Raw genomic sequence first — 21,352 nt, 5'->3', positions numbered from 1 at the left:
TGGTTGCGCCCGCCGCCATGAAAAATGACGTCCATCTATTTTCGAAGGCCTCGCCGCAATGCTATTGACCCCTCATGCTTTACGCTGAAATCGCTATCGTGGTCGTCCTCATCTGCGTGAACGGCCTTCTGGCAATGTCCGAGCTTGCCATCGTCTCGTCACGGCCTGCCCGCCTCATGGCGATGATCGACCGCAACGTGACGGGTGCCGGACGCGCCTTGGCGCTCGGCTCCAATCCAGGCAAATTCCTGTCGTCCGTGCAGATCGGCATCACTCTGGTCGGTGTTTTGTCAGGCGCCTTTTCCGGCGCCACGCTCGGTGAGCGGCTGTCCGCGTTCCTGACATCGACCGGCATCCGCGAAAGCCTTGCCGACCCGATCGGCGTCGGCATCGTCGTCGCCCTCATCACCTACTTCTCGCTCATCATCGGCGAACTGGTGCCCAAGCAGATCGCGCTGCGCGATCCCGAACGCGTCGCCGCCAGGGTTGCTCCGGCGATGACCATCCTGGCCACCGTCTCGGCGCCGCTGGTCTTCCTGCTCGACATTTCCGGCCGCGCTATGCTGTGGCTGCTTGGCCAACGCGGTGAAAGCGAGGAGAAGGTCACCGACGAGGAGATCAAGATGCTGGTCGCCGAGGCCGAGCATCACGGCACCATCGAATCCGACGAGCGGCGCATGATCGCCGGCGTCATGCGGCTCGGCGACCGCGCCGTCCGCGCGGTGATGACGCCGCGCACCGAGGTCGATTGGATCAACCTGCAGTCCGACGACGTGGCGACCCGCAAGCTCTTGATGGAGACCCAGCATTCGCGCCTGCCAGCCGGCGATGGCAGTGTCGACGCCATGATCGGCGTCGTCCAGACCCGCGACGTGCTGGCCGCGATGCTTGGCGGTCGCGCACTCGACCCGCGCCGGCACGTGCGCACCGCTCCCATCGTCCATGACCAGGCCGACGCGCTGGATGTCCTTTCGACACTCAAGGAATCCAACGTGCCGATGGCGCTGGTCCATGACGAATACGGCCATTTCGAAGGCATTGTCACCCCGGCGGACATACTGGAAGCCATCACCGGCGTTTTCCGGGCGGACCTCGACGCCGGCGACGAGGAAAACGCCGTCAAACGCGAGGACGGCTCATGGCTGCTCGCCGGCTACATGCAGGCCGACGAGATGGCGGACGTTCTCGGCATCGACCTGCCCGAGAACCGCGACTACGAGACCGTCGCCGGTTACGTGCTGTCGCACATGCACCACCTCCCGGCGACCGGCGAATGCGTGGATGCGCAGGGCTGGCGCTTCGAGGTCGTCGACCTCGACGGCCGCCGCATCGACAAGCTCATCGCCACGCGCCTGCCCGGCGGCCATCGCGAAGTGCGCTAATAATCAACACGATGTCTGGGCCTGTTCGCAAGCAGGGATGAGCCTGTTCCGGTTAGCTCCTAATGGTGGTGCCCGTCTTGCTCCGGCAAGGATATCCCGAAAACCCGCACCAAATCGGCGACCTGTTCCGGCGATAGGTAGCGGGGATTGAGGCCGCGTAGCAGCAGATAAAGCTTGGCGGTTTCTTCCAGCTCCTCGGTAGCGAATACGGCGGCCTCGAGCGTTTCGCCCGCGACCACGGGACCGTGGTTTGCCAGCAGCACTGAGGAGTAGCGCCCGGCGAGGCCCTTGATCGCAGCGACAACCGCCGGGTCGCCTGGGCGATGATAGGACACCAGCGCGGTTTGTCCGGCGCGCATCAGGTAGTAGGGCGTCATCGGCGGCAGCACCGCCTTGGGATCTATTTCCGGCAGCATGGAAAGGGCGACTGCGTGGGTCGAGTGCAGGTGCACGATGGCGCGCGCCTCTGCCCTCGTCTGATAGAGCGCAGTATGCAATGGAATTTCCTTGGTCGGCGCATCGCCGGAGGTCAGCCGGCCTTGCGCATCGAGGCGTGAAATTCGGGCAGGATCCAGGAATCCCAGCGAGGCATTGGTGGGTGTGACCAGCCAGCCGCCATCATCGAGCCGCAGGCTGATATTGCCTGACGATCCCGGCGTCAGCCCGCGCTCGAACAACGACCGTCCGAAGCGGCAGATATCGTTCCTCAGCTTGGTTTCAGTCACGTCGTCGCCCCTTCAATCAGCTCGAACCCAATATCGACCACTGCGGATGGCCCATCGGAGCAGACGAGCCGTGCTCCGATCTCACCGACGGTCACTCGCGGCGTCAGGATGGTCGAAAGTGGCTGCGGCGCACTTCTGGCGACATCGAGACCGTTGTAGCCGAAGATCGCCAGCCGGTCCGGTATGGTGATGCCGTGGGCGAGACAGTGGAAATAGCCGCCGATCGCCATGTCGTCGTTGGAGAAGTAAACCGCATCCAGATCGGGACAACGCTCCAGCAATTGAGCCAGCCCGTCACGCCCGGCTTCGATCGAGGACGCGGCAGGAATGATTTCTTCTCCAATGACGCTCAGCCCGGCTTCGCCCAGGGCCGCGCGAAACGATGCGAAGCGCTTGGCCGCGCGAAGGTCTAGGCTGAGGTCGTGGCCGACGTAGCCGATGCAGCGATAGCCGCGCGACATCAAATGCTGAGCGCTTGCCCGGCCTGCCTTGCGGTTGGAAAAGCCCACCACAATGTCGATCCCCTCGCCATCGGTATCGAGCAATTCGGCCACTCTGATGCGGGCGTTCCGCAGCATGGCTCCGGTGCGCTCGGTGTGCTCGACCCCCGCTACCATAATCCCGGCTGGACGCCAGCTGAGGAGTGACTCGATGACGCTCTCCTCTCGCTCCAGATCGTAGTCGGTCACCGCGACGACAGGTTGAAAGCCGGCGCCGACCAGTACCGTATTGGCGCCGCGCAGAACATCCGGAAAGACGATGTTGCTTAGCGAAGGAATGACGACACCGACGAGCTTGGACCCCATGGAGGCCAAGGTTCCCGCGATCCGGTTTGGCACATAGCCGAGGCTCCGCGCGGCAGTGAGTACACTCTCGCGTGTCTTGGGCGAGAAGGAACCATGCCCGCGCAACACGCGCGAGGCGGTACTTTCGCCGACGCCAGCCGCGCGCGCAACGTCGGTGAGGGTTATCATCGCGCCGGTTTGCGTACCTTCTTCTGCTTCGCTCTGCATTCCACTTTCTCAGCTCGATGCGTCGGTACGACTCCAATTCCTGACGCTTCTTTTGTCACATTCAGGCGCCGCACTCAACAGAATTTGGCAGCGCTGCCACTTTTCGTTTGGCAGCGCTGCCATTCTCATGCTATCGGACTATGCAAGCGCTGCCAAAACTCAGCCGGGGGCGTGAGACCCTGAGGGACCCACCCCTACGTTATGGGAGGAAACAGATGACAATACTAACCCCGACGCTTCCGGCTGAGGCCGGAGCAGAAAACGACATCAAAAGGAATGCATACAGAAAAGTCTTCTGGCGCATCGTACCGTTTCTGATGCTGTGTTATGTCGTTGCGTATCTCGATCGCGTCAACGTGGGCTTTGCCAAGCTGCAGATGTCGACCGATCTTGCCTTCAGTGAAACCGTCTACGGCCTTGGCGCCGGCATCTTCTTCATCGGCTATTTCCTGTTCGAGATCCCGAGCAACGTCATCCTGCACAAAGTAGGGGCACGCGTCTGGATCGCCCGCATAATGATCACCTGGGGCCTGATTTCGGCCGGTTTCATGTTCACTGCATCTGCCCCGATGTTCTACCTGCTGCGCTTCCTGCTCGGTGTCGCCGAGGCTGGTTTCTACCCCGGCATCATCCTCTTCCTCACCTACTGGTATCCCTCGCACCGGCGCGCCAAGATCATCGCGATATTCATGTCAGCGATCCCCATTTCGGGGATTTTCGGTAATCCGCTTTCTGGCTGGATCATGGATTCGTTCCATGGCAGCAACGGCCTTGCTGGCTGGCAGTGGATGTTCCTGATCGAAGCGGTTCCAGCAATCCTGCTCGGCATCGCAGTCTTTTTCTTCCTTGACAACGGCATCCGTCACGCCAAGTGGCTGAGCGAAGCGGAGAAGCAGGCGATCGAGCGAGAGATCGCCCAGGAAGAGCACGGCAAGGAACGCTCACACTCCGTCGCCGGCATTTTTCGCGATCCCCGGATCTGGCTGATGTGTCTGATCTATTTCTGCTTCGTAATGGGCCAGTACGGATTGACGTTCTGGATGCCCACGCTGGTCAAGGCGACTGGCATCGCCGGCAACTTCAACATCGGACTGATCAGCGCAATCCCGTTTATCTGCGCTGTGATCGCCATGAACTTTTTTGGCCGCAGCGCCGACAGATATCGCGAGCGCCGCTGGCACCTGGTGGTTCCCGCTCTCTTTGGAGCAGTCGGCTTTGTGGTCGCAGCCGCCTCGCCCGATCCCACCATCGCAATTGCCTTTCTGTCGCTGGCCGCGGCAGGTGCGATCACTTGTGCGCCGCTGTTCTGGTCACTGCCCACAGCGTTCCTCGGCGGAACTGGTGCTGCGGCTGGTATTGCGCTCATCAATTCGGTCGGAAATCTCGCCGGCTTCGTCAGCCCCTATCTCGTTGGCTATCTCAAGGATCTGACAGGAACGACCCAGGTCGGCATGTACGAGCTGGCCGCAATTCTGATGGTCGGCGCGATCCTGGTGCTGACGGTCCCACCCAAACTGGTCAACCGCTAGCCGAACCGCCTCATGCAGGGAGTTTCCATCATGGCCACCAACGACAAGCAGAAGGATATCCCAGCTGCAGCCGCACTACGGGCCGCGGTTATCGGCCTCGGTTCGATGGGGTTCGGGATGGCGACGTCGCTTCGCCGCGCCGGGTTCGAGGTGACGGGCTTCGACGTCAACGAGCAGGTGGTGGCGCGCTTTGTCGCCACCGGCGGCCGGGGGGCACAAACCCCCGCCCAGGCCGCCCAGGCCGCGGACGCCGTGGTTTCAGTCGTCGTCAATGCGGCGCAGACCGAAGCGATCCTCTTCGGCGCGGATGGGGTGGCCGAAACCTTGTCAGAGGGCGCGGTGTTCGTCTCCTCAGCCACCATGGATCCTGGCGTTGCCCGCAATCTGGCCGCCCGGCTGGAAACCACCGGACGGCTCTATCTCGACGCCCCAATCAGCGGTGGGTCGGTCCGTGCGGCCGAAGGCGCCCTCACCATTCTGGCCTCTGGCAGCGCCGCCGCCTTTGCCAGGGCGCGGCCCGCACTCGACGCGATGGCAACCAAGCTTTATGAACTTGGAGATGAACCGGGCGTCGGCGCGGCATTCAAGATGATAAACCAGTTGCTCGCCGGTGTGCATATCGCGGCAGCGAGCGAAGCCATCGCCTTGGCCGCACGGCAAGGGCTCGATATTCGCAAGGTCTACGAGGTCATCACCGCCTCGGCCGGCAATTCATGGATGTTCGAGAACCGGATTCCGCACGTGCTCGACGGCGACTATGCCCCACGCAGCGCCGTCGACATTTTCGTCAAGGATCTCGGTATCATCCAGGATATGGCGCGCAGCGCCAAGTTCCCCGTGCCGGTCGCGGCCGCAGCGCTGCAGATGTTCCTGATGACCTCGGCGGCCGGGATGGGGCGCGATGACGATGCCTCGGTCGCCCGACTCTACGCACGGATCACGGGCACCGACTTGCCCGGCGAACCGCAAACCTGACCAGGACCGGACCCAGCCATGCCCCGATTCGCCGCCAATCTCACCATGATGTTCAACGAATGGCCGTTCCTCGACCGGTTCGCTGCCGCCGCCGATGCCGGCTTTGAAGCGGTCGAGTTCCTTTTCCCTTACGAGCATAGGCCCGATGCGATCGCGGAACGCCTCGCAAAGAACGGTCTTAGCCAGGTCCTGTTCAACCTGCCGCCCGGTAACTGGGCTGCCGGTGAACGTGGACTGGCCGCCCTGGCAGAACGGTTCGACGAGCTTCAGGTCGGCGTTGAAACAGCGCTCTCCTACGCAGAGGCGACCGGCGTCAAGCGCCTCCATCTCATGTCGGGGATTGCCTCTCGCGACGACAAGGAAGCTGTCGAGGCCTACCGGAAGGCCATCGTCTGGACGGCCGGAAAACTCGAACATCGAGGCATCGATCTCTTGATCGAGCCGATCAACAGCCGTGACATGCCGGGCTACTTCCTCAACGACTTCGGCTTCGCAGAAGCTCTTGTCCGCGACCTGGCGCTACCCAATCTCAAGCTGCAATTCGACATCTACCATCGCCAGATCATGCATGGTGACGTCACCATGGCGCTTCGCCGGGTGATGTCGCTCATTGGTCACATCCAGATCGCCAGCGCGCCATCGCGGCATGAACCGGCGACAGGGGAACTCAATGATCACTTCATTTTCGATGAGCTGGACCGGCTAGGATATGCCGGCTTTGTCGGCTGCGAATACCGGCCGAGGAGCAAGACGCTCGACGGGCTCAGCTGGCTCGCTCGCTATACCGGCGAGCACCAGCGCCCAATTTCAGGTGGCAAGCGTGGAGCTCTACCATGACGCTCTCGCTCGGCTGCATCGCGGACGATTACACCGGTGCCTCGGACCTGGCGAACACGCTGGCCAAAGAGGGTCTGCGTACGATCCAGACCATCGGAATTCCCACGGACGACCTGGCTTTGCCCGAAGTCGATGCGATTGTCGTTTCGCTGAAGATCCGGTCGATCGCCGCATCTGAGGCGGTCGAACGTGCCCGTGCCTCTGATCGCTGGCTGCGCGAGCGCGGCGCCGATCATGTCATGTACAAAATCTGTTCCACCTTCGATTCCACCGACTCGGGCAATATCGGCCCGGTGCTCGATTCCCTGCGCGCCGATGCCGGTGAAGCAACGGTGCTGGTGACGCCGGCCTTTCCGCAGACCGGTCGCACCGTCTATCAGGCCAATCTGTTCGTCGGTGCGGCGCCGCTCAACGAAAGCCCGCTGAAGGATCATCCGCTCAACCCCATGCACGATGCCAACCTGGTCCGCGTTCTAGCTCGGCAGAGTGCTGCGGCGGTTGGACTCGTCGATCTCGCAATCGTTGCGCGCGGCGCCGAGGCGATCGTCGAGCGGCTGGCGCGGCTTGCCTCCGATGGGAACGGAGCGGCCATCACCGATGCCGTGTTCGAGAGCGACCTCGAAGCAATCGGCGCGGCGGCGCTTCGTCAGCGATTGTCGATCGGAGCCTCGGGTCTGGGATTGGGTCTTGCCCGCGGCCTGATCGCGGCGGGCACCGTACGTCGCCACGAGCGGACTGCTATGTACGGCAAGCCGGTCGCAGGACCAGCAGCTATTCTTGCCGGAAGCTGTTCACAGGCGACTTTGCAACAGATCGCCAAAGCCGAGCAGACAATGCCGGTCCTGCGGCTCGATCCGGAAAAGCTTATGAACGGACGGGAGGAGGCAAGGCTTGCCCTCGATTGGGCGGCCGAGCGGATGGCCCGAACTCCCGTCATCATCGCCAGCAGCTCGAATCCGGATGATGTATCTAGGCTGCAAACCCGCTACGGACGCGATGCGGTCGGCCAAGTCATTGAGCAGTCCCTTGCGGCCATTGCCGAAGGCCTGGTGGAGCGGGGCGTGCGCCGCCTGATCGTCGCGGGCGGAGAGACATCCGGCGCGGTGGTCGACCGGCTTGCCATTCCCGCATTTGGACTCGGGCAGGAAATCGTTGCGGGCGTGCCCGTGTTGCACAGTATTGGAGGTCGTCACGGCGACATGGTGTTGGCTCTTAAATCGGGAAATTTCGGCGGCGAAAGCTTTTTCGCGGACGCTTTAGCCATCATGGCGTAAGCCCCGTGGCGGCTCTTGGCCGGGAGCGGACTGGCTGCTTCGGTCTGCGAATCTTTCACGAGCGGACATTCAGACGGGTGTGGGCGTCGTCGTGACGTGACCCGAAACCGACCTGAGCACCCCTAGGCTCAGGAGCAAAACTCGCCTATCATGACAGCGAGCGTGCCTCACGTTTGGAGCTGGCATGCAGCGCAGGCTTGCCGCGATTCTCGCCGCCGACGTTGTCGGCTACAGCCGCCTTATGGAAGCTGACGAAGCGGATACTTTGGCGCGCCTCAAGAGCACCCGCGAGAATCTGATCGATCCGAAAATTACCGCTCATAAGGGGCGCATCGTGAAGCTCATGGGCGATGGCGCGCTGGTAGAATTCTCCAGCGTGGTGGATGCAGTTGGTTGCGCCGTCGAAATCCAAGAGACGATGGCGGAGTGCAACGCCGAGCTGCCGAAGGAAAAACAGCTCGAATTCCGCATTAGCGTAAACCTTGGCGATGTGATTGTCGAAGGGCAGGACATCTATGGCGACGGCGTAAATGTCGCGGCGAGACTGGAAGAAATGGCCGAACCCGGAGGCGTCCTGATTTCGGGAACGGCATTCGATCAGGTCGAGAGAAAGCTGGGTTTCGACTTCGAATTTTTGGGTGAAAAACAAGTCAAAAACATCGAAAAACCAGTTCGCCTGTATCGGGTAGGCCCGCGGGCACGCTCCCCATCCGGGACGGTTCCAGCAAAACGCAAACCTCATGTCGAGTGGCGCCGGCTGACTGTCGCGGCGATGGCGCTGATCCTGGTCGCCGCAGGTGTAGCGCTTTGGAAGGTGCTTGGGGACGGTTCAGGACCGCCGGTCGAGGTGGCCTCGAAGGCACGAATGGTGCTCCCGCTGCCTGACAAGCCATCCATCGCTGTGTTGCCGTTCACCAATATGTCTGAGGAGGCGGGGCAAGAAACCTTTACTGATGGCATGACCGATGACTTGATCACCGACCTTTCAAAGGTTTCCGGCCTGTTCGTAATCGCGCGGAACTCGACATTCGCTTACCGTGGCAAGCCGGTGAAAATCAGTCAGGTCGCGGAAGAACTTGGCGTGCGTTACGTTCTCGAGGGGAGCGTACGGCGAGCCGGCGAGCAGGTGCGAGTCAACGCACAGCTCATCGATGCCCTCACCGGCGGCCATGTGTGGGCGGACAGGTTCGATGGAAACGTCGCTGATATTTTTGCGGTCCAGGACGTTTTTGTCGCAAAGATCGTCGAAGCGTTGAGGGTCAATCTCACCACCACCGAAAAAACGGAAATTGCCCGCGCCAACCCGGACAACATTGCAGCCAAGGAAGCTTTCGAAGAGGGTTGGAGCCTTTATCTCCGTTACAACGCAAAGGACACAGCTGCGGCCATTACTTCCTTGAAAAAAGCAACCGAACTTGATCCCGAATATGGGCGCGCTTATGCCGCCCTGGCGCTGGCCTACTTCCGCGTCGTGGAGTCACTCTGGGGTAAAGAACTCGGTAGGGACGAACCCTATTTCTGGTGGGGAGCTCACGATTACATAGAGCTGGCCAAAAAATATCCAACGTCACTGTCTTATACGGTCGAGGCTTTGCGGGACGTCTATCAAGGTCTGGCCGAAGATGCACGCAGGAATGCCGGTCGAGCGATTGCTTTGGATCCCAACGACCCCGAGGCACACATCGCAACGGCTTGGGCGCTGACGATCTCAGGCGAACCTGCAGAGGCGTTGAATTTCGTCGCGACCGCCATGCGGCTCAACCCGAACTATCCAAGCCACTACGTTCTCGCGCGTGGATTGGCGCTTTTTGCAATGGGCGATCTGAAACAAGCGGCTGAGGTGTTCGGAGAAGGCGTTAGGCGAAACCCAGACGCAACTGCGCTCTTTCTACCTTTTAGTTCCGTGCTGGCGCAGCTCGGTCGCCGGGAAGAAGCGAGACAAATGCTACTGAAGTTCCGACCGGGTTTAGACCAGAAAGGGCTCGAAAACCTTCCCGACACCTTACACCTCTCGTTCAAATGGGATTATGAACACGCAAGCGTCCGGGAGCGCCTGAATGACGGTGTCCGTATCGCTGCGCTGCCGCTGGACGTCACCGTGACGAGCCTGGAAGCAGAGCTTGAGACCGGCAATCCCTTTTCCCAGCAATATGCAGCAAAGCGACTGGGCTGGTTTGGACCAGCGGCGTCACAAGTCGTTCCGGCTCTGGTTGAAACGCTCAAGGTTGAGTATCTCCGCCGGGACGCCATCGAGGCGCTGGGCAAGATCGGGCCTCCGGCACAAGCTGCGATACCTGCGCTCGTGGCACTCCAGAATGAAACTCTGGTTGGCATTTACGCAAAGGACGCGTTGTCCAAGATCAGAGGTAATTGATGGACACTGGACGCCCGCCGGCGATTTCCGCTTGTGGCCCAACTCGGACCTGCTGCGATGTCCGCTCCAGAGCCGCTGTTGGGGACAAGGGGACATCAAACCCGTCCAGTCCGCCGTCCCAATTTTATGAGTACACGGGCTAGCTAGTCTTAGTCTAGGCGAACCACCAGCGTTCCGCGATCTTCTGCCCGTCCATCGGCCAGTTCGACGCCACCTCGCCGTGGGCGAGAGCCTTGGTGTGGGCATCGACATAGGAGTTGAAGACCAGGTTCACCAGCCCGCCGTCGTCATGCAGCAATTGCTGCATTTCGGCATACATGCCGGCACGCTTGGTATCGTCGGTCTCCGAGCGGGCGGCGACGAGCAGCTCATTAAAGCGCGGATCTTTCCAGAACGTTTCGTTCCACACCGCTTCCGCCGCATAAGCGACGGTGAACATCCAGTCGCACGTCGGCCGGCCTGCCCAGTAAGAGGCGAAGAACGGCTTCTTGAGCCAGACATTGTTCCAATAGCCGTCGTTGGGCTCCCTGATCACATTCAGGTTGAGCCCGGCCGCCCGGGCATGCTCCTGCCAAAGGAGAGCCGAGTCGGTCGCACCCGCGAAGGCGGCATCCGCGACCGACAGGTCGAACCGGGTGTTCTCGGCCCCCGCCTTCTTGAGGAGGCTCTTGACCATGTCGGGGTCGTAGACGTGCTTCGGCTGCGGATCGATCGCGAACTTGACGGTCGGTGCGATCGGATTGTCGTTACCGATGGCGCCGTGGCCGAGAAACACCTTCTGCACGATCTCGTCGCGATTGAGCGAGTACTTGATCGCATTACGCACATCGGGATTGTCGAAGGGCGCTTTCTGGACGTTCATGACATAGACGTAGTGGCCGTAGCCCGTCGTCTCCAAGATCACGAGATCGGGGTTCTGCTTCAGAATGTCGAGCGTCTTCAGATCGCAGCGATCCATGTAGTGGACCTCGCCGGTGTAGAGCGCGTTGGTGCGCGCCGTTACATCATTGATCGCCAGGCATTCGACATGGTCGAACCAGCCCTTGTCGGATTTGAAGTAGTTCGGGTTCTTGTTGAAGGTGGCGATGACGCCGGGCTCGAATTTCTCGAGCATATAGGGGCCGGTGCGGATGCCCGACTCCCAGTCGACGCCGCCCTCTTTCGCCGGCATGACCGGGATGTCCGACATGATGTAGGGGAAGTCGGCATTGCCGCCGTCGAGTTCGAACACCACCGTCTCGGTATCGTCGGCGACGACATTCTTGACCGAAGCCAAGAGCGATTTCATCACCGATTTCGTGCCCTCGACGTTATGATGCCTGACCGAGGCCACGACATCGTCGGCGGTAACCGTCTTGCCATTGTGAAAAGTGGCGCCTCTCCTCAGTTTGAACACCCACTTCTTGGCGCCGTCTGACGGCTCAAAGCTCTCGGCGAGGTCGGGGACCACGTTGCCCTTGGAATCGATCTCGGTCAGGCCATTCGACAAGGTTCCGAATAGCGCGGTGCCGGTGAACTGGTTGACGTTGGTACTACCCGGGTCCAGTGAATCGGTGGCGGCGGCATCGCCGATGCCGATCTTCAAGGTGCCGCCCTTCTTGGGTTCGGCGCGCACGACCCCGACGAACATCACATTCGCCACCGGCAGCGTCAGGCCTGCGGCCAACGCCAGTTGGATGAGATCACGCCGCGAGACCTTGCCCCGCCGCACCAGCTTCGCGGCCTCGGCCAGCTTCATTTCACGTTCGGTCATTGTCCTTATGCTCCACCTTGGAGCCGTCTCTCCTCCCGAAAGGGACCGTCTCATGAGAACGAATCCCCGTCAATGTGGGGGGGCCGGTCCGGCAAAAAGGCCGAATTTCTCGGCGACGGAGCACTCAGGGTCTCCCATTGCCGGCGATTGCTCGGAGGTCTCGAAATGGCGCAACCGCGACATCCACCGTAGCCGCGGCAAGGGCCGACTTTTGGGCGCAAAGCGGACAGGTTCCACGATTGGCCTGTGCGCAGTTAATCGTCGACCACTAAGAGCGGTTCATCGTTTCACGGAAACGCCGAACCGCTGCTCTAAGGTATCAAGACGACCTTGCCGGTCGAGCGTCGCTCCTCCAGCAGGCGATGCGCTTCGTTGGCCTGGTCGAGCGGATAGCGGCCGCCTTGCGTCACGGCAAGCTGGCCGCCGGCGGCCAGGTGGAAAAGCTCCGACAGGCTGGCCCTGAGGCCATCGGCAGAGAGCAGCGGAAGCAGGGCAAAACCTCGCAGGGACTTGTTCCGGGTGATCATCGCTTCCAGTTCCGCAGCGCCGATCGCGTATCTGCCCAGCGCCGCAAAGACCAGCTCTCCGCCAGGCGCGAGAGCTTGCAGCGACGCCGCCGTCATCGTGCCGCCGACAATGTCGTAGACGACATCGACGCCGGCGCCGCCTGCCGCTTCCCGGACACGCGCGGGCCAATCCGACATGCTGTAGTCGACCGCGGCATCGACTCCAAGCGACAGGGCAAGATCGAGCTTGGCCCTGCTGCCGGCGACCGCGATCACGGTGCTGGCGCCCTGGCGGTTGGCGAGCTGGACAAGCAACGAGCCGACACCGCCCGCGGCTGCAGTGACCAGCACCGATTTGCCGGCGGGCGGGCTTTGCCGCAGCAGATGAAAAGCCGTCAGCCCCTGCACCATCAACGCCGTCGCGTCTTCGAATGAGAGTATGTCCGGCAGAGGAACGGCCAGCTTTGCGTCGATCGTCACATAGTCGGCATAGCCGCCAAACGGGCGCTTCGAAGCGAACAGCGGCGCCGCGACGCGTGTCCCCGTCAGGGAGGCGTCGACCCCTTGACCAAGTGCCTCCACGGTGCCGGCAGCCTCGACGCCGAGAATGACAGGCAAGTCCGGCGTGACCGCGTATCGATCGCCGCGCATCAGCACTTCGAAGAAATTCACTCCGGCCGCGCGAACACGGATCAGCACCTCGCCGGCCTCCGGCAGCGGCTTCGGCATTTCGACGACGTCGAGGACGTCGGGACCGCCGAAACGCTTCAGTTGAATGGCTCTCATGGCATGCACCCATCGCTATGGCATCGGATGCTGTTTGCCACTATCTGCCTGATCGCGACTACACACTCATTTGTCCCCTGCTGACCAGGAGGTGACCATGGCCAAGCTGACCAAAAGGCTGCCAACCAAGAGACTGCCTCTGCTGCCGGCGGAACGGGCCCTGAAAGTGATCTCGGGCCGATGGAAGGCCGTTATTCTCTACCATCTCTTCGACGGCCCCCGGCGGCTGTCGGTGCTGAAGACGCTGGTGCCCGATATCACCCAGAAAGTACTGATCCAGCAGCTTCGTGAAATGGAGGAACACGGTCTTGTCAGACGCGAGATCTTTGCCGAAATTCCCTCACGCGTCGAATATTCGGCGACGCGGCTCGGCCTTAGCCTCGAGCCTATTCTTCTGGCGCTCTGCGAGTGGGGCCAGCACCATGCGGATGAGCTGAACGAAATGAACCGCCTTGCCGATTGCATCATCAGGCCCCGGCAGGCGCGGCAGCCAGCCCTAGCCTGAATCAAAAAAGGGGCGACGCAAGCGCCGCCCCGGAATCCTTGGGAGGATTGTTCTGGTCTGCGGTTCAGGCCGCCTTGACTTCCTCGGCCACGGCGTCGGCCTGACGCGCCGCCTTCAGCACTTTTGCCCACCAGGCAACGTCATTTACCAGCGCGGTTGCCGCCTGGTTCAGGTGCTCGAGCTCGTCGAGCTTCTTCTCACCTTGCCTGACGGCGAGGAAATCGGCCCAGGCAATATGGACGGCGGACTTGACCGGCGCCATCTGCAGCTCAACCGCATGCAGCCTCAGCTGCTCGACGGCCCGTGCGCCGCCGACGCTGCCATAGCCGACGAAGCCGGCCGGCTTCTTGTTCCATTCATTGGCGGCGTAGTCGATCGCGTTCTTCAGCACAGCGGTCGGGCCATGGTTGTATTCGGCGGCGGTGAAGATGAAGCCATCGAACTCGGCGACCTTCTTCTGCCAGCGCTTTGCCACTTCATTCTGCGACGGCGCCCAGGCGGACGATGCGACCTCGTCGAAAAACGGCAGCGGGAAGTCGCGCAGATCGACCACCTCCACGTCGATGTCGGCATGCGACTTGGCGATCTTGGCGATCCACTGGGTCGGAACGTCGGCAAATCGTGCGGCGCGGGTCGAACCGACGACAATGGCGATTTTGGGTTTGGACATAGAGGGGCTCTCCTTCAGGCAAATTTCTGGTATCGTTTAGATACCTGAGCTATATGAGTGACTGCACTCACGAGGCGCAAGGAGGCACCTTTTTGTTACCAAGGCACCCGCACCGCACCGAGGACTGCCGCGCCATCTCGGAAATCCTGCAGCGCGTCGGCGACAAATGGACCGTACTCGTCGTCGGCAAGCTCGGTGACGGGCCGCTGCGCTTCAACGAATTGCGCAGCGCCGTCGGCGGCATTTCGCAGAAGATGCTGACCACCACGTTGCGCGGGCTTGAGCGCGACGGCTTCGTCACCCGCACCGTGTTTCCGACCATTCCGCCGCGCGTCGACTATGAGCTGACCGATCTTGGCTACGAGCTTCTTGTGCCGGTCGGTGCGCTCGGCGAATGGGCGCGCAAGAACACCGAGCGGGTCAAGGCCGCGCGGGCGAGGTTCGATGGGATTCATGCCTGAAACTCTTGCGCTGCAAGGGTTTGTGCAGGGCGTGTAGCGTAGACGATTTCTACGGCTGCATCTGCATTCCGGCCCGCAGACGGCTTTCGATCTGCTTCGATTTCGGGGCCGATTGACCACCTTGCGTTGGTGGCGCAGGCCGCCCCTTTGCAGCAATTGCTCACGCTCATCGCGCCGGTGTGGCACGTCGTTGCAACGCACATCGCTTGCCCGTCGATGGTGCGGTTTTCCGACGTGCAGGTAGCGTCTAGATCGCCCTGCATGACCTCGGCAAAGGCGGTTGCCGATGAACAGCCAGAGCAGCGCGGCAAAGGCGCTCGCCACGGCAGTGTTCAGGATGTGTTGACACATTGTCTCCTCAGGATCCTTCGGTCGTGCCGCAGGTGCTTGCGGGAACCCGTCAGGCAAAGACCCCGCGAGATCGCTGCCCGGATCCCCGCACGGCATGGGCTATCGCGTCTGGGAAAATGCCCCCTCACCCGGATTGCCAACCGAATTGCGAAGGGCAATTCGGGGCAATCCGACCTCTCCCCGAGGGGAGAGGAGATCGCCAGCGCTGGCGCCGACCTCTTCTCCCCAGCGGGGAGAAGGTGGCCCGAAAGGCCGGATGAGGGGGCAAACCGCGCGAGGAGGCAACCAGTCAATTCGGGCTTCGAAAATCCAGTCGATCAGCTTTCGGCCGGAACGGCCTTCGGCTTGCCTTCGCCGTCCAGCGCGACCATGACGAAATCGGCATGGGTGACCTTCTCCATCAGGTCGGAGAGATAGCGCTGCGCCCACGCCTCGACCTTGAGCGTCATCGAGGTGCGGCCGACGCGTTCGACATGGGTGTAGATGCAAAGCGTGTCGCCGATCTTCATCGGCTTGGCGAACGACATCTCCTTCACCGCCGCCGTCACCACGCGGCCCTTGGCACGCTCGGCGGCGCGGATGCCGCAGGCAAGGTCCATCTGCGCCATCACCCAGCCGCCGAAGATATCGCCCGCCGCATTGGCGTCCGATGGCATGGCGAGCGTGCGCAGCGTCAGATCGCCGATCGGCCGGCCGTCCGCGTAATGCACCATGCGCCAAATCCCCTCGAGATCGATTGTCCCGATCCCGTAGCGAGGCGATGATTATACGTCAACGTACCCTCTCACCTGTGTTGGCGGGCATGCTGCGCGGCGCATGCACTAAGAGTAGACTGCGCAACGTCATCGATGGAGAACCGATCGGTCCAGTTATCTCAGGGAGCCGCTAAAAGCATGCGCACGCAGGAAGAATGGTCAAACGAAGAAGACGCTCGTGCTTACAGAGAAATCCGGGCATTGGTCGATGGATGGAAAAGTCTCGGTTACAAGACATATCCGGATGGAACGGAGTGGGTCGGCCATACGCCACATCGCGCGCCTGAAGCGTATCTGCATCAGCTGTATGCACCACTTGGCGCCACCGGAATTGAGCAGATGGAGACTGAACTTTCGGACCGACTTCCAGATAATTTCCGTTGTTTTCTCATGCTCCATAACGGCATAGGTCTGTTTGCGAATTATTTGAATATATATGGGCTCCGACGTAGCTGGTCACGCACAAATCTGGTGGAAGCGGGCCAACAACCCTTCTCCATACTCGTACCGAATGTACAGAGACGCCCCATCAGCGCACCGGACGATGTTATCTTTATTGGTTCGCTCGGAGATAATAGAAATTTAATTGGCATGAATCCGGACGGAAGCGTCTTTCGCTGGGAGAGTGACGTCAAATCCTACTCGAGCGTTTTCGCCTTCCTGTTGGAAGAAGCCAATGAGGAGGCGGCGCTGTTCAACCCGGATGGGCGCAGACGCGAATCTGGTAACTGAGCGACATTCAAACCGAATATTCCCGGTCGCATTTTTCACAACGCATGCCGGAAGGCGCGGCGACGCGGGGAAGCCGTCGCGTCTAGGCTGCGCTGAGTTCGCTGGTTGTCGGGGGGCACCATCGGTGGTTACTTTGATGACGATTTGGGAGGACAGCCTCGGACCCGGCAAGCGGGCGAAATGATGAGATTGGAGGAGACGGTGCCAGGCATTGAAGCCGCGATCAGGGAACTGCTGGAGAGCCGATCGGCTGCCATGGGCGCCAAAGACATCGAGTGGCTTATGTCCCACTACTCCAACGACATAGTCTATTTCGACCTCGTACCGCCGCTTCGGTATGTGGGATCCAACGCCCATCGCGAGCGGTTCCTGGATTGGTTTCCCCGCTGGTCTGGTCCGATTGGCCAGGAGCTTGGCCAACTGGATGTCGCAGCCGGCGACGCGGTTGCCGCCGCATGGATGCTTATCCGAGCGCATGGCACCTTGAAAACCGGCGCGAAAGTCGACTACTGGGTGCGCGTGAGCAATGCATTTCGTCGATCTGAAGACAGATGGACGATCACGCACGAGCACGTTTCCCTCCCCGACGACATGCGGAGCAGGACAGCAGTCTTGGACTTGACCCCATAGCGTCGCCGGAACGACGTTCGAGCGGAAAGCAACAGGACTTGAGAGCCAATCGCGCCGAGCGCTTCCGGCAGTGCATACGTTTCCACCTTCGCTCGCGCCGGGTTCAGTGTCGCTCGCTCACAGGATGCCAGCCCGCCCGATCATGCGTTATGATTTCATGCAAAATGCTGATGATGGCGTATGATGCTTGGACTGCTTGTTCACAAGGCAAAGGCAACTTCGGGCAGGACACCGAATGCAAACGAAGTACCGGTCGCTTTTTTCACAGAGGGTGCCGGAAGGTCCGGTGATCGCGGCGGCTTGCGGCGTCTAGGTTGAGCGAAAATTCGGAGCCGGCCTCATCAACCATGCAGAGCTATGATTTCATCGTCGTCGGCTCCGGCTCGGCCGGCTCGGTTCTGGCCGAAAGACTATCGGCCTCGGGCCGCTTCTCGGTGCTGGTGCTCGAGGCCGGCGGCACCGATCGGCGCTTCTACGTGCAGATGCCGCTCGGCTACGGCAAGACCTTCTTCGACCCGGCGGTCAACTGGAACTACAAGACCGAGCCGGACCCCGGCCTCGCCGGCAATAGGGATCATTGGCCGCGCGGCAGGCTGCTCGGCGGCTCGAGTTCGATCAACGCCATGGTCTGGATCCGGGGCGCGCGCGAGGATTTCAACGCCTGGTCGGCGGCCGGCAACCCCGGCTGGGGCTTCGACGATCTGCTGCCTGCCTTCAAGGCGCTCGAGGACAATGAGGCCGGCGCCGACCAGTGGCGCGGGGTCGGCGGTCCGCTGCACATTACCGACTGCTCGACCTCAGTCCATCCGCTCACCAAGCGCTATCTGGCGGCCGCCAATCAGGCCGGCCTGCCGTTCAACCCGGATTTCAACGGCGTCTCCCAGGAAGGCGCCGGCATCTACCAGATCACCACCAAAAACGGCCGCCGCATGTCGGCCGCCCGTGCCTTCCTGCGGCCGGCGATGAAGCGCAAAAACGTCCGCGTCGAGATGAATGCGCTGGCGACCAGAATCCTTTTTGAGGGCAAGCGTGCCGTTGGCATTGAGTACCTGCAGAACGGTGAGTCGAAGACTGCCCGCGCCGGCCACGAAGTCATTCTGTCGGGCGGCTCGATCAACTCGCCTCAATTGCTGCAACTTTCCGGCATCGGTCCCTCGGCGCTCCTTGGAGCGCTCGGTATTCCCGTCATTCACGCCAATGAGAATGTCGGCGCGAACCTGCAGGACCATGTGGGCATCAACTACACGTATCGGGGCAGGCTGCCGACGCTCAACCAGATCCTGCGGCCGTGGTGGGGCAAGCTCATGGTCGGCATGCAATACATCCTTATGCGCTCCGGCCCGCTGTCGCTGTCGATGAACAATGCCGGCGGCTTCTTCCGCACCGACCCGGCGCTTTCGCGGCCCAATATGCAGCTCTATTTCCAGGCGTTTTCGACCGTCATCCCGAAGGGCGGCGAGCGCCCGATCCTGACGCCCGACCCGTGGCCGGGCTTTTCCATCGGCCTGTCCAACTGCCGTCCATCGAGCCGTGGCGAGATCATGATCCGCTCCAGCAATCCGCGTGACTATCCGAAGATCGCCGCCAATGCCTTCTCGACCGAAGCGGACGTCGCCGAAATGCTGGCGGCGGTGAAGTTCGTGAGGAAGATCGCTTCCATGCCGGCGATGGCCGACATCATCGAGGAAGAGGTTTTGCCGGGCCCATCAATCAAGTCCGACGCGGATCTCATTCAGGATTTCAGGAAGCGCTCCGGCACTGTCTACCACCCGGTCTCGACATGTCGCATGGGACCGGACGCTGCGCGCGCCGTCGTCGACCCGCGCCTGCGGGTTCACGGCCTCGCCGGCTTGCGCGTCATCGATGCCTCGATCTTTCCCGATAACATCACCGGCAACACCAACGCCGCCTCGATCGTGACCGGATGGAAGGGCGCCGAACTGGTTCTGGAGGACCAAAGATGAAAATCACCGACGTCAAGACCTGGGTTGTCGGCAACCCGCCGCCCGGCATCGGCGGCAAGTATTTCATCTTCGTCAAGCTCACCACCGATGGCGGCGTGGTCGGTTACGGCGAGGCCTACAACGCTACCTTCTCCGCCCACGTCACCGCGAAGATGATCGAGGACATGGCCGAGCGCTATCTCGTCGGCCGAGACCCGCACGACATCGAGACCTTCTTCCGCCGTGCCTATTCGTCCGGCTTCACCCAGCGCCCCGACGTGTCCGGCATGGGCTGTTTTTCGGCGCTCGAAATCGCCTGCTGGGACATTATCGGCAAGGAGGCCGGGAAGCCGGTCTACAAGCTGCTCGGCGGCCAAGTAAACGAAACGCTGCGTTCCTATACCTACCTCTACCCGCACAGCGGCAGCGTCCATTCGGAGGACGCGCGCGGCAAGAACGTCTACAACGACCCTGATATGGCGGCCGAATGCGCGCTCGAATATGTCGAGCAGGGTTTTAACGCGGTCAAGCTCGACCCGGCCGGCCCCTATACCGCCTTTGACGGACACCAGCCGCGTCTCGTCGACATCGACCTCTCCGCCCGCATGATCAAGGCGATCCGCGAGGCGGTCGGCACAAGAGCCGACATCCTGTTCGGCACGCATGGCCAGTTCACCGCGTCGGGCGCGCTGCGCATGGCCCGCGCCATCGAACCTTACGACCCGCTGTGGTTCGAGGAGCCGGTGCCGCCCGACATGCCCGAAGTGATGGCGCAGGTCGCGCGTGGCACGTCGATCCCGATCGCCACCGGCGAACGGCTGACGACCAAGTTCGAATTCGCCCGTGTCATCGAGAACCGCGCGGCGACCATTTTGCAGCCCGACCTCGGCCGCTCCGGGGGCATTCTCGAAACCAAGAAGATCGCCGCCATGGCCGAGGCCTATCATATCCAGGTCGCCCCGCACTGCTATTGCGGGCCGATCGTCGGTGCGGCCAACATCCAGCTTGGCGTGACCTTGCCCAACTTCCTCATCCTGGAATCGCTGAAGCAGTGGGACGGCTTTCACGAAAAGCTGCTAAAGAAAAAGATCGAATGGCAGGACGGCAACGTCATTCCGTCGAAGGAACCAGGCCTTGGCGTCGAACTCGACGAAGCCGTCTGCGAGGCGCATCCCTGGACCGGCAAGGACCTGCATCTGCAGATGATGCAGACGCCGTTAATGCCGTGAGCGCGCGCGAGAGCTACGCCTTCATCGGTCTTGGCCATCTCGGCGGTCACCTCGCCGCCAGCCTGCTCCGCAACAGCTTTGCCGTCACTGTCTTCGACCGCGATCCCGCCGCTGTCGAGCGCCTGTTGACGCTCGGCGCCACCGCCGCAAAGAGCCCAGCCGAGGCCGCCGCCCTGGCCGGCAACGCCATCACCTGCCTGCCGTCGCCTGACATCAGCGAGGCGGTACTGGCCGGCCTCGGCGGATTGCTCGAAGGCCTGCCCAAAGGCGGAAGCTGGGTCGAGATGTCGACCAATGGCCAAGACGAGATCGTGCGCCTTGCATCCCTGGCTAAGGCGAGTGGCGTCGAAACGCTCGAATGTCCGGTCACTGGCGGCGTGCATCTGGCGGCCGCCGGCAAGATCACCGCCCTGGTGGGCGGCGATGCGGCACTCTATGCGCGCCACCGTCCGGCCATCGAGGCGATGTGCGCAAGGTCTTTCCTGATGGGCCCGATCGGTTCGGCGGCGGTGATCAAGGTCATCACCAACATGCTGGCCTTCATCCATCTCGTTGCCGCCGGCGAAGCGCTCATGCTGGCCAGGAAGGGCGGGCTGGATCTTGCCCAGTCCTTCCACGCCATATCAGCCTCGTCCGGCAGCAGCTTTGTCCACGAGACCGAGAGCCAGCTGGTGCTGAACGGGTCCTACGACATCGGCTTCACCATGGACCTGGCATTGAAGGACCTCGGCTTTGCATTGGGCATGGGCGAAAAATTCGGCGTGCCGCTTGATCTCGCCGCGCGCGTCAAAGCCACATTCGAACAGGGCAAGGACACCTATGGTGGCAGCGCCTGGTCGACCATGATCGTCAAGCTTCTGGAAGATGCCGTCGGGACCGACCTTCGCGCCCCTGGTTTTCCGGCCAGGCTCGAGGCCTGACG

Annotated in this window: 19 protein-coding genes; 13 read left to right on the top strand and 6 right to left on the bottom strand. The window is 61.7% G+C overall.

The window, feature by feature from the left end:
- Nucleotides 1–74 precede the first annotated feature (74 nt).
- On the top strand, nt 75–1,382 hold the full coding sequence (locus tag EN807_RS11295; RefSeq protein ID WP_127317521.1) for a hemolysin family protein: 1,308 nt from the start codon (nt 75–77) through the stop codon (nt 1,380–1,382).
- Between the two features lie 59 nt (nt 1,383–1,441).
- On the opposite strand, the gene EN807_RS11290 is transcribed toward EN807_RS11295, so the two are convergent.
- Nucleotides 1,442–2,107, bottom strand: a complete 666-nt coding sequence (locus EN807_RS11290) for an aldolase (RefSeq protein ID WP_135934972.1) — start codon at nt 2,105–2,107, stop codon at nt 1,442–1,444.
- Nucleotides 2,104–3,120 (bottom strand): LacI family DNA-binding transcriptional regulator, encoded by a 1,017-nt coding sequence (locus EN807_RS11285; protein WP_135934971.1) that lies wholly within the window; start codon nt 3,118–3,120, stop codon nt 2,104–2,106. The genes EN807_RS11290 and EN807_RS11285 overlap by 4 nt, the downstream gene beginning before the upstream one ends.
- 215 nt (nt 3,121–3,335) lie before the next feature.
- Here EN807_RS11285 and EN807_RS11280 point away from each other — a divergent pair, with 215 nt between their 5' ends.
- The 5 genes from EN807_RS11280 (at nt 3,336) to EN807_RS11260 (ending at nt 10,109) form a co-directional block, all read left to right on the top strand.
- Nucleotides 3,336–4,649: an MFS transporter gene (locus EN807_RS11280; protein WP_135934970.1), complete on the top strand. Its 1,314-nt coding sequence runs from the start codon at nt 3,336–3,338 to the stop codon at nt 4,647–4,649.
- A 30-nt stretch (nt 4,650–4,679) separates the two neighbouring features.
- Nucleotides 4,680–5,624 (top strand): L-threonate dehydrogenase, encoded by a 945-nt coding sequence (gene ltnD / locus EN807_RS11275; RefSeq protein ID WP_135934969.1) that lies wholly within the window; start codon nt 4,680–4,682, stop codon nt 5,622–5,624.
- 18 nt (nt 5,625–5,642) lie between these two features.
- A complete protein-coding gene (gene otnI / locus EN807_RS11270) occupies nt 5,643–6,461 on the top strand; it encodes a 2-oxo-tetronate isomerase (protein ID WP_135934968.1) in 819 nt (272 codons plus the stop codon).
- Complete coding sequence (otnK, locus tag EN807_RS11265; RefSeq protein ID WP_135934967.1) at nt 6,458–7,735, top strand: 3-oxo-tetronate kinase; 1,278 nt, start codon at nt 6,458–6,460, stop codon at nt 7,733–7,735. Before otnI ends, otnK begins: the two co-directional genes overlap by 4 nt.
- 184 nt (nt 7,736–7,919) lie before the next feature.
- Nucleotides 7,920–10,109, top strand: coding sequence for an adenylate/guanylate cyclase domain-containing protein (locus EN807_RS11260; RefSeq protein ID WP_135934966.1), 2,190 nt, complete (start codon nt 7,920–7,922; stop codon nt 10,107–10,109).
- Between the two features lie 154 nt (nt 10,110–10,263).
- Here EN807_RS11260 and EN807_RS11255 read toward each other — a convergent pair whose 3' ends face one another.
- Nucleotides 10,264–11,862, bottom strand: coding sequence for an ABC transporter substrate-binding protein (locus EN807_RS11255; RefSeq protein WP_135934965.1), 1,599 nt, complete (start codon nt 11,860–11,862; stop codon nt 10,264–10,266).
- Between the two features lie 311 nt (nt 11,863–12,173).
- Nucleotides 12,174–13,154: a zinc-binding dehydrogenase gene (locus EN807_RS11250; RefSeq protein ID WP_135934964.1), complete on the bottom strand. Its 981-nt coding sequence runs from the start codon at nt 13,152–13,154 to the stop codon at nt 12,174–12,176.
- A gap of 97 nt (nt 13,155–13,251) precedes the next feature.
- On the opposite strand from EN807_RS11250, the gene EN807_RS11245 reads away from it, so the two are divergent.
- Entirely contained in the window at nt 13,252–13,659 is a 408-nt protein-coding gene (locus tag EN807_RS11245; RefSeq protein ID WP_135934963.1) for a helix-turn-helix domain-containing protein, read from the top strand.
- Nucleotides 13,660–13,723: 64 nt separating this feature from the next.
- Here the strand turns inward: EN807_RS11245 and EN807_RS11240 are convergent, their stop codons facing one another.
- On the bottom strand, nt 13,724–14,329 hold the full coding sequence (locus EN807_RS11240; protein ID WP_065011992.1) for an NADPH-dependent FMN reductase: 606 nt from the start codon (nt 14,327–14,329) through the stop codon (nt 13,724–13,726).
- A 92-nt stretch (nt 14,330–14,421) separates the two neighbouring features.
- Here EN807_RS11240 and EN807_RS11235 point away from each other — a divergent pair, with 92 nt between their 5' ends.
- A complete protein-coding gene (locus EN807_RS11235) occupies nt 14,422–14,790 on the top strand; it encodes a helix-turn-helix domain-containing protein (protein ID WP_029350030.1) in 369 nt (122 codons plus the stop codon).
- Nucleotides 14,791–15,458: 668 nt separating this feature from the next.
- Here the strand turns inward: EN807_RS11235 and EN807_RS11225 are convergent.
- Complete coding sequence (locus tag EN807_RS11225) at nt 15,459–15,854, bottom strand: acyl-CoA thioesterase (RefSeq protein WP_091579483.1); 396 nt, start codon at nt 15,852–15,854, stop codon at nt 15,459–15,461.
- A gap of 180 nt (nt 15,855–16,034) precedes the next feature.
- On the opposite strand from EN807_RS11225, the gene EN807_RS11220 reads away from it, so the two are divergent.
- The 5 genes from EN807_RS11220 (at nt 16,035) to EN807_RS11200 (ending at nt 21,350) form a co-directional block, all read left to right on the top strand.
- A complete protein-coding gene (locus EN807_RS11220) occupies nt 16,035–16,628 on the top strand; it encodes an SMI1/KNR4 family protein (protein ID WP_164783932.1) in 594 nt (197 codons plus the stop codon).
- 201 nt (nt 16,629–16,829) lie between these two features.
- Entirely contained in the window at nt 16,830–17,258 is a 429-nt protein-coding gene (locus EN807_RS11215; protein ID WP_189522388.1) for a nuclear transport factor 2 family protein, read from the top strand.
- A gap of 347 nt (nt 17,259–17,605) precedes the next feature.
- Entirely contained in the window at nt 17,606–19,222 is a 1,617-nt protein-coding gene (locus EN807_RS11210; protein WP_135935841.1) for a GMC family oxidoreductase N-terminal domain-containing protein, read from the top strand.
- Nucleotides 19,219–20,430 (top strand): mandelate racemase/muconate lactonizing enzyme family protein, encoded by a 1,212-nt coding sequence (locus EN807_RS11205; protein WP_135934960.1) that lies wholly within the window; start codon nt 19,219–19,221, stop codon nt 20,428–20,430. The genes EN807_RS11210 and EN807_RS11205 overlap by 4 nt, the downstream gene beginning before the upstream one ends.
- Complete coding sequence (locus EN807_RS11200; RefSeq protein WP_135934959.1) at nt 20,427–21,350, top strand: NAD(P)-dependent oxidoreductase; 924 nt, start codon at nt 20,427–20,429, stop codon at nt 21,348–21,350. Before EN807_RS11205 ends, EN807_RS11200 begins: the two co-directional genes overlap by 4 nt.
- The last annotated feature ends 2 nt before the right edge of the window (nt 21,351–21,352 follow it).

The sequence above is a fragment of the Mesorhizobium sp. M5C.F.Ca.ET.164.01.1.1 genome, from assembly GCF_004792125.1.
Classification (GTDB): Bacteria; Pseudomonadota; Alphaproteobacteria; order Rhizobiales; family Rhizobiaceae; genus Mesorhizobium; species Mesorhizobium wenxiniae.
The sequence above is the reverse complement of the archived record's forward strand: the minus strand, read 5'-3'. Positions and strand labels throughout refer to the sequence as shown.

Excerpts from the sequence above, each read along its gene's own strand:
- EN807_RS11295 (WP_127317521.1), top strand. The coding sequence starts at position 75 with ATGCTTTACGCTGAAATCGCTATCGTGGTCGTCCTCATCTGCGTGAAC.
- EN807_RS11285 (WP_135934971.1), bottom strand. The coding sequence starts at position 3,120 with ATGCAGAGCGAAGCAGAAGAAGGTACGCAAACCGGCGCGATGATAACC.
- EN807_RS11280 (WP_135934970.1), top strand. The coding sequence starts at position 3,336 with ATGACAATACTAACCCCGACGCTTCCGGCTGAGGCCGGAGCAGAAAAC.
- ltnD (WP_135934969.1), top strand. The coding sequence starts at position 4,680 with ATGGCCACCAACGACAAGCAGAAGGATATCCCAGCTGCAGCCGCACTA.
- otnI (WP_135934968.1), top strand. The coding sequence starts at position 5,643 with ATGCCCCGATTCGCCGCCAATCTCACCATGATGTTCAACGAATGGCCG.
- otnK (WP_135934967.1), top strand. The coding sequence starts at position 6,458 with ATGACGCTCTCGCTCGGCTGCATCGCGGACGATTACACCGGTGCCTCG.
- EN807_RS11260 (WP_135934966.1), top strand. The coding sequence starts at position 7,920 with ATGCAGCGCAGGCTTGCCGCGATTCTCGCCGCCGACGTTGTCGGCTAC.
- EN807_RS11255 (WP_135934965.1), bottom strand. The coding sequence starts at position 11,862 with ATGACCGAACGTGAAATGAAGCTGGCCGAGGCCGCGAAGCTGGTGCGG.
- EN807_RS11250 (WP_135934964.1), bottom strand. The coding sequence starts at position 13,154 with ATGAGAGCCATTCAACTGAAGCGTTTCGGCGGTCCCGACGTCCTCGAC.
- EN807_RS11245 (WP_135934963.1), top strand. The coding sequence starts at position 13,252 with ATGGCCAAGCTGACCAAAAGGCTGCCAACCAAGAGACTGCCTCTGCTG.
- EN807_RS11240 (WP_065011992.1), bottom strand. The coding sequence starts at position 14,329 with ATGTCCAAACCCAAAATCGCCATTGTCGTCGGTTCGACCCGCGCCGCA.
- EN807_RS11225 (WP_091579483.1), bottom strand. The coding sequence starts at position 15,854 with ATGGTGCATTACGCGGACGGCCGGCCGATCGGCGATCTGACGCTGCGC.
- EN807_RS11220 (WP_164783932.1), top strand. The coding sequence starts at position 16,035 with ATGCGCACGCAGGAAGAATGGTCAAACGAAGAAGACGCTCGTGCTTAC.
- EN807_RS11210 (WP_135935841.1), top strand. The coding sequence starts at position 17,606 with ATGCAGAGCTATGATTTCATCGTCGTCGGCTCCGGCTCGGCCGGCTCG.
- EN807_RS11205 (WP_135934960.1), top strand. The coding sequence starts at position 19,219 with ATGAAAATCACCGACGTCAAGACCTGGGTTGTCGGCAACCCGCCGCCC.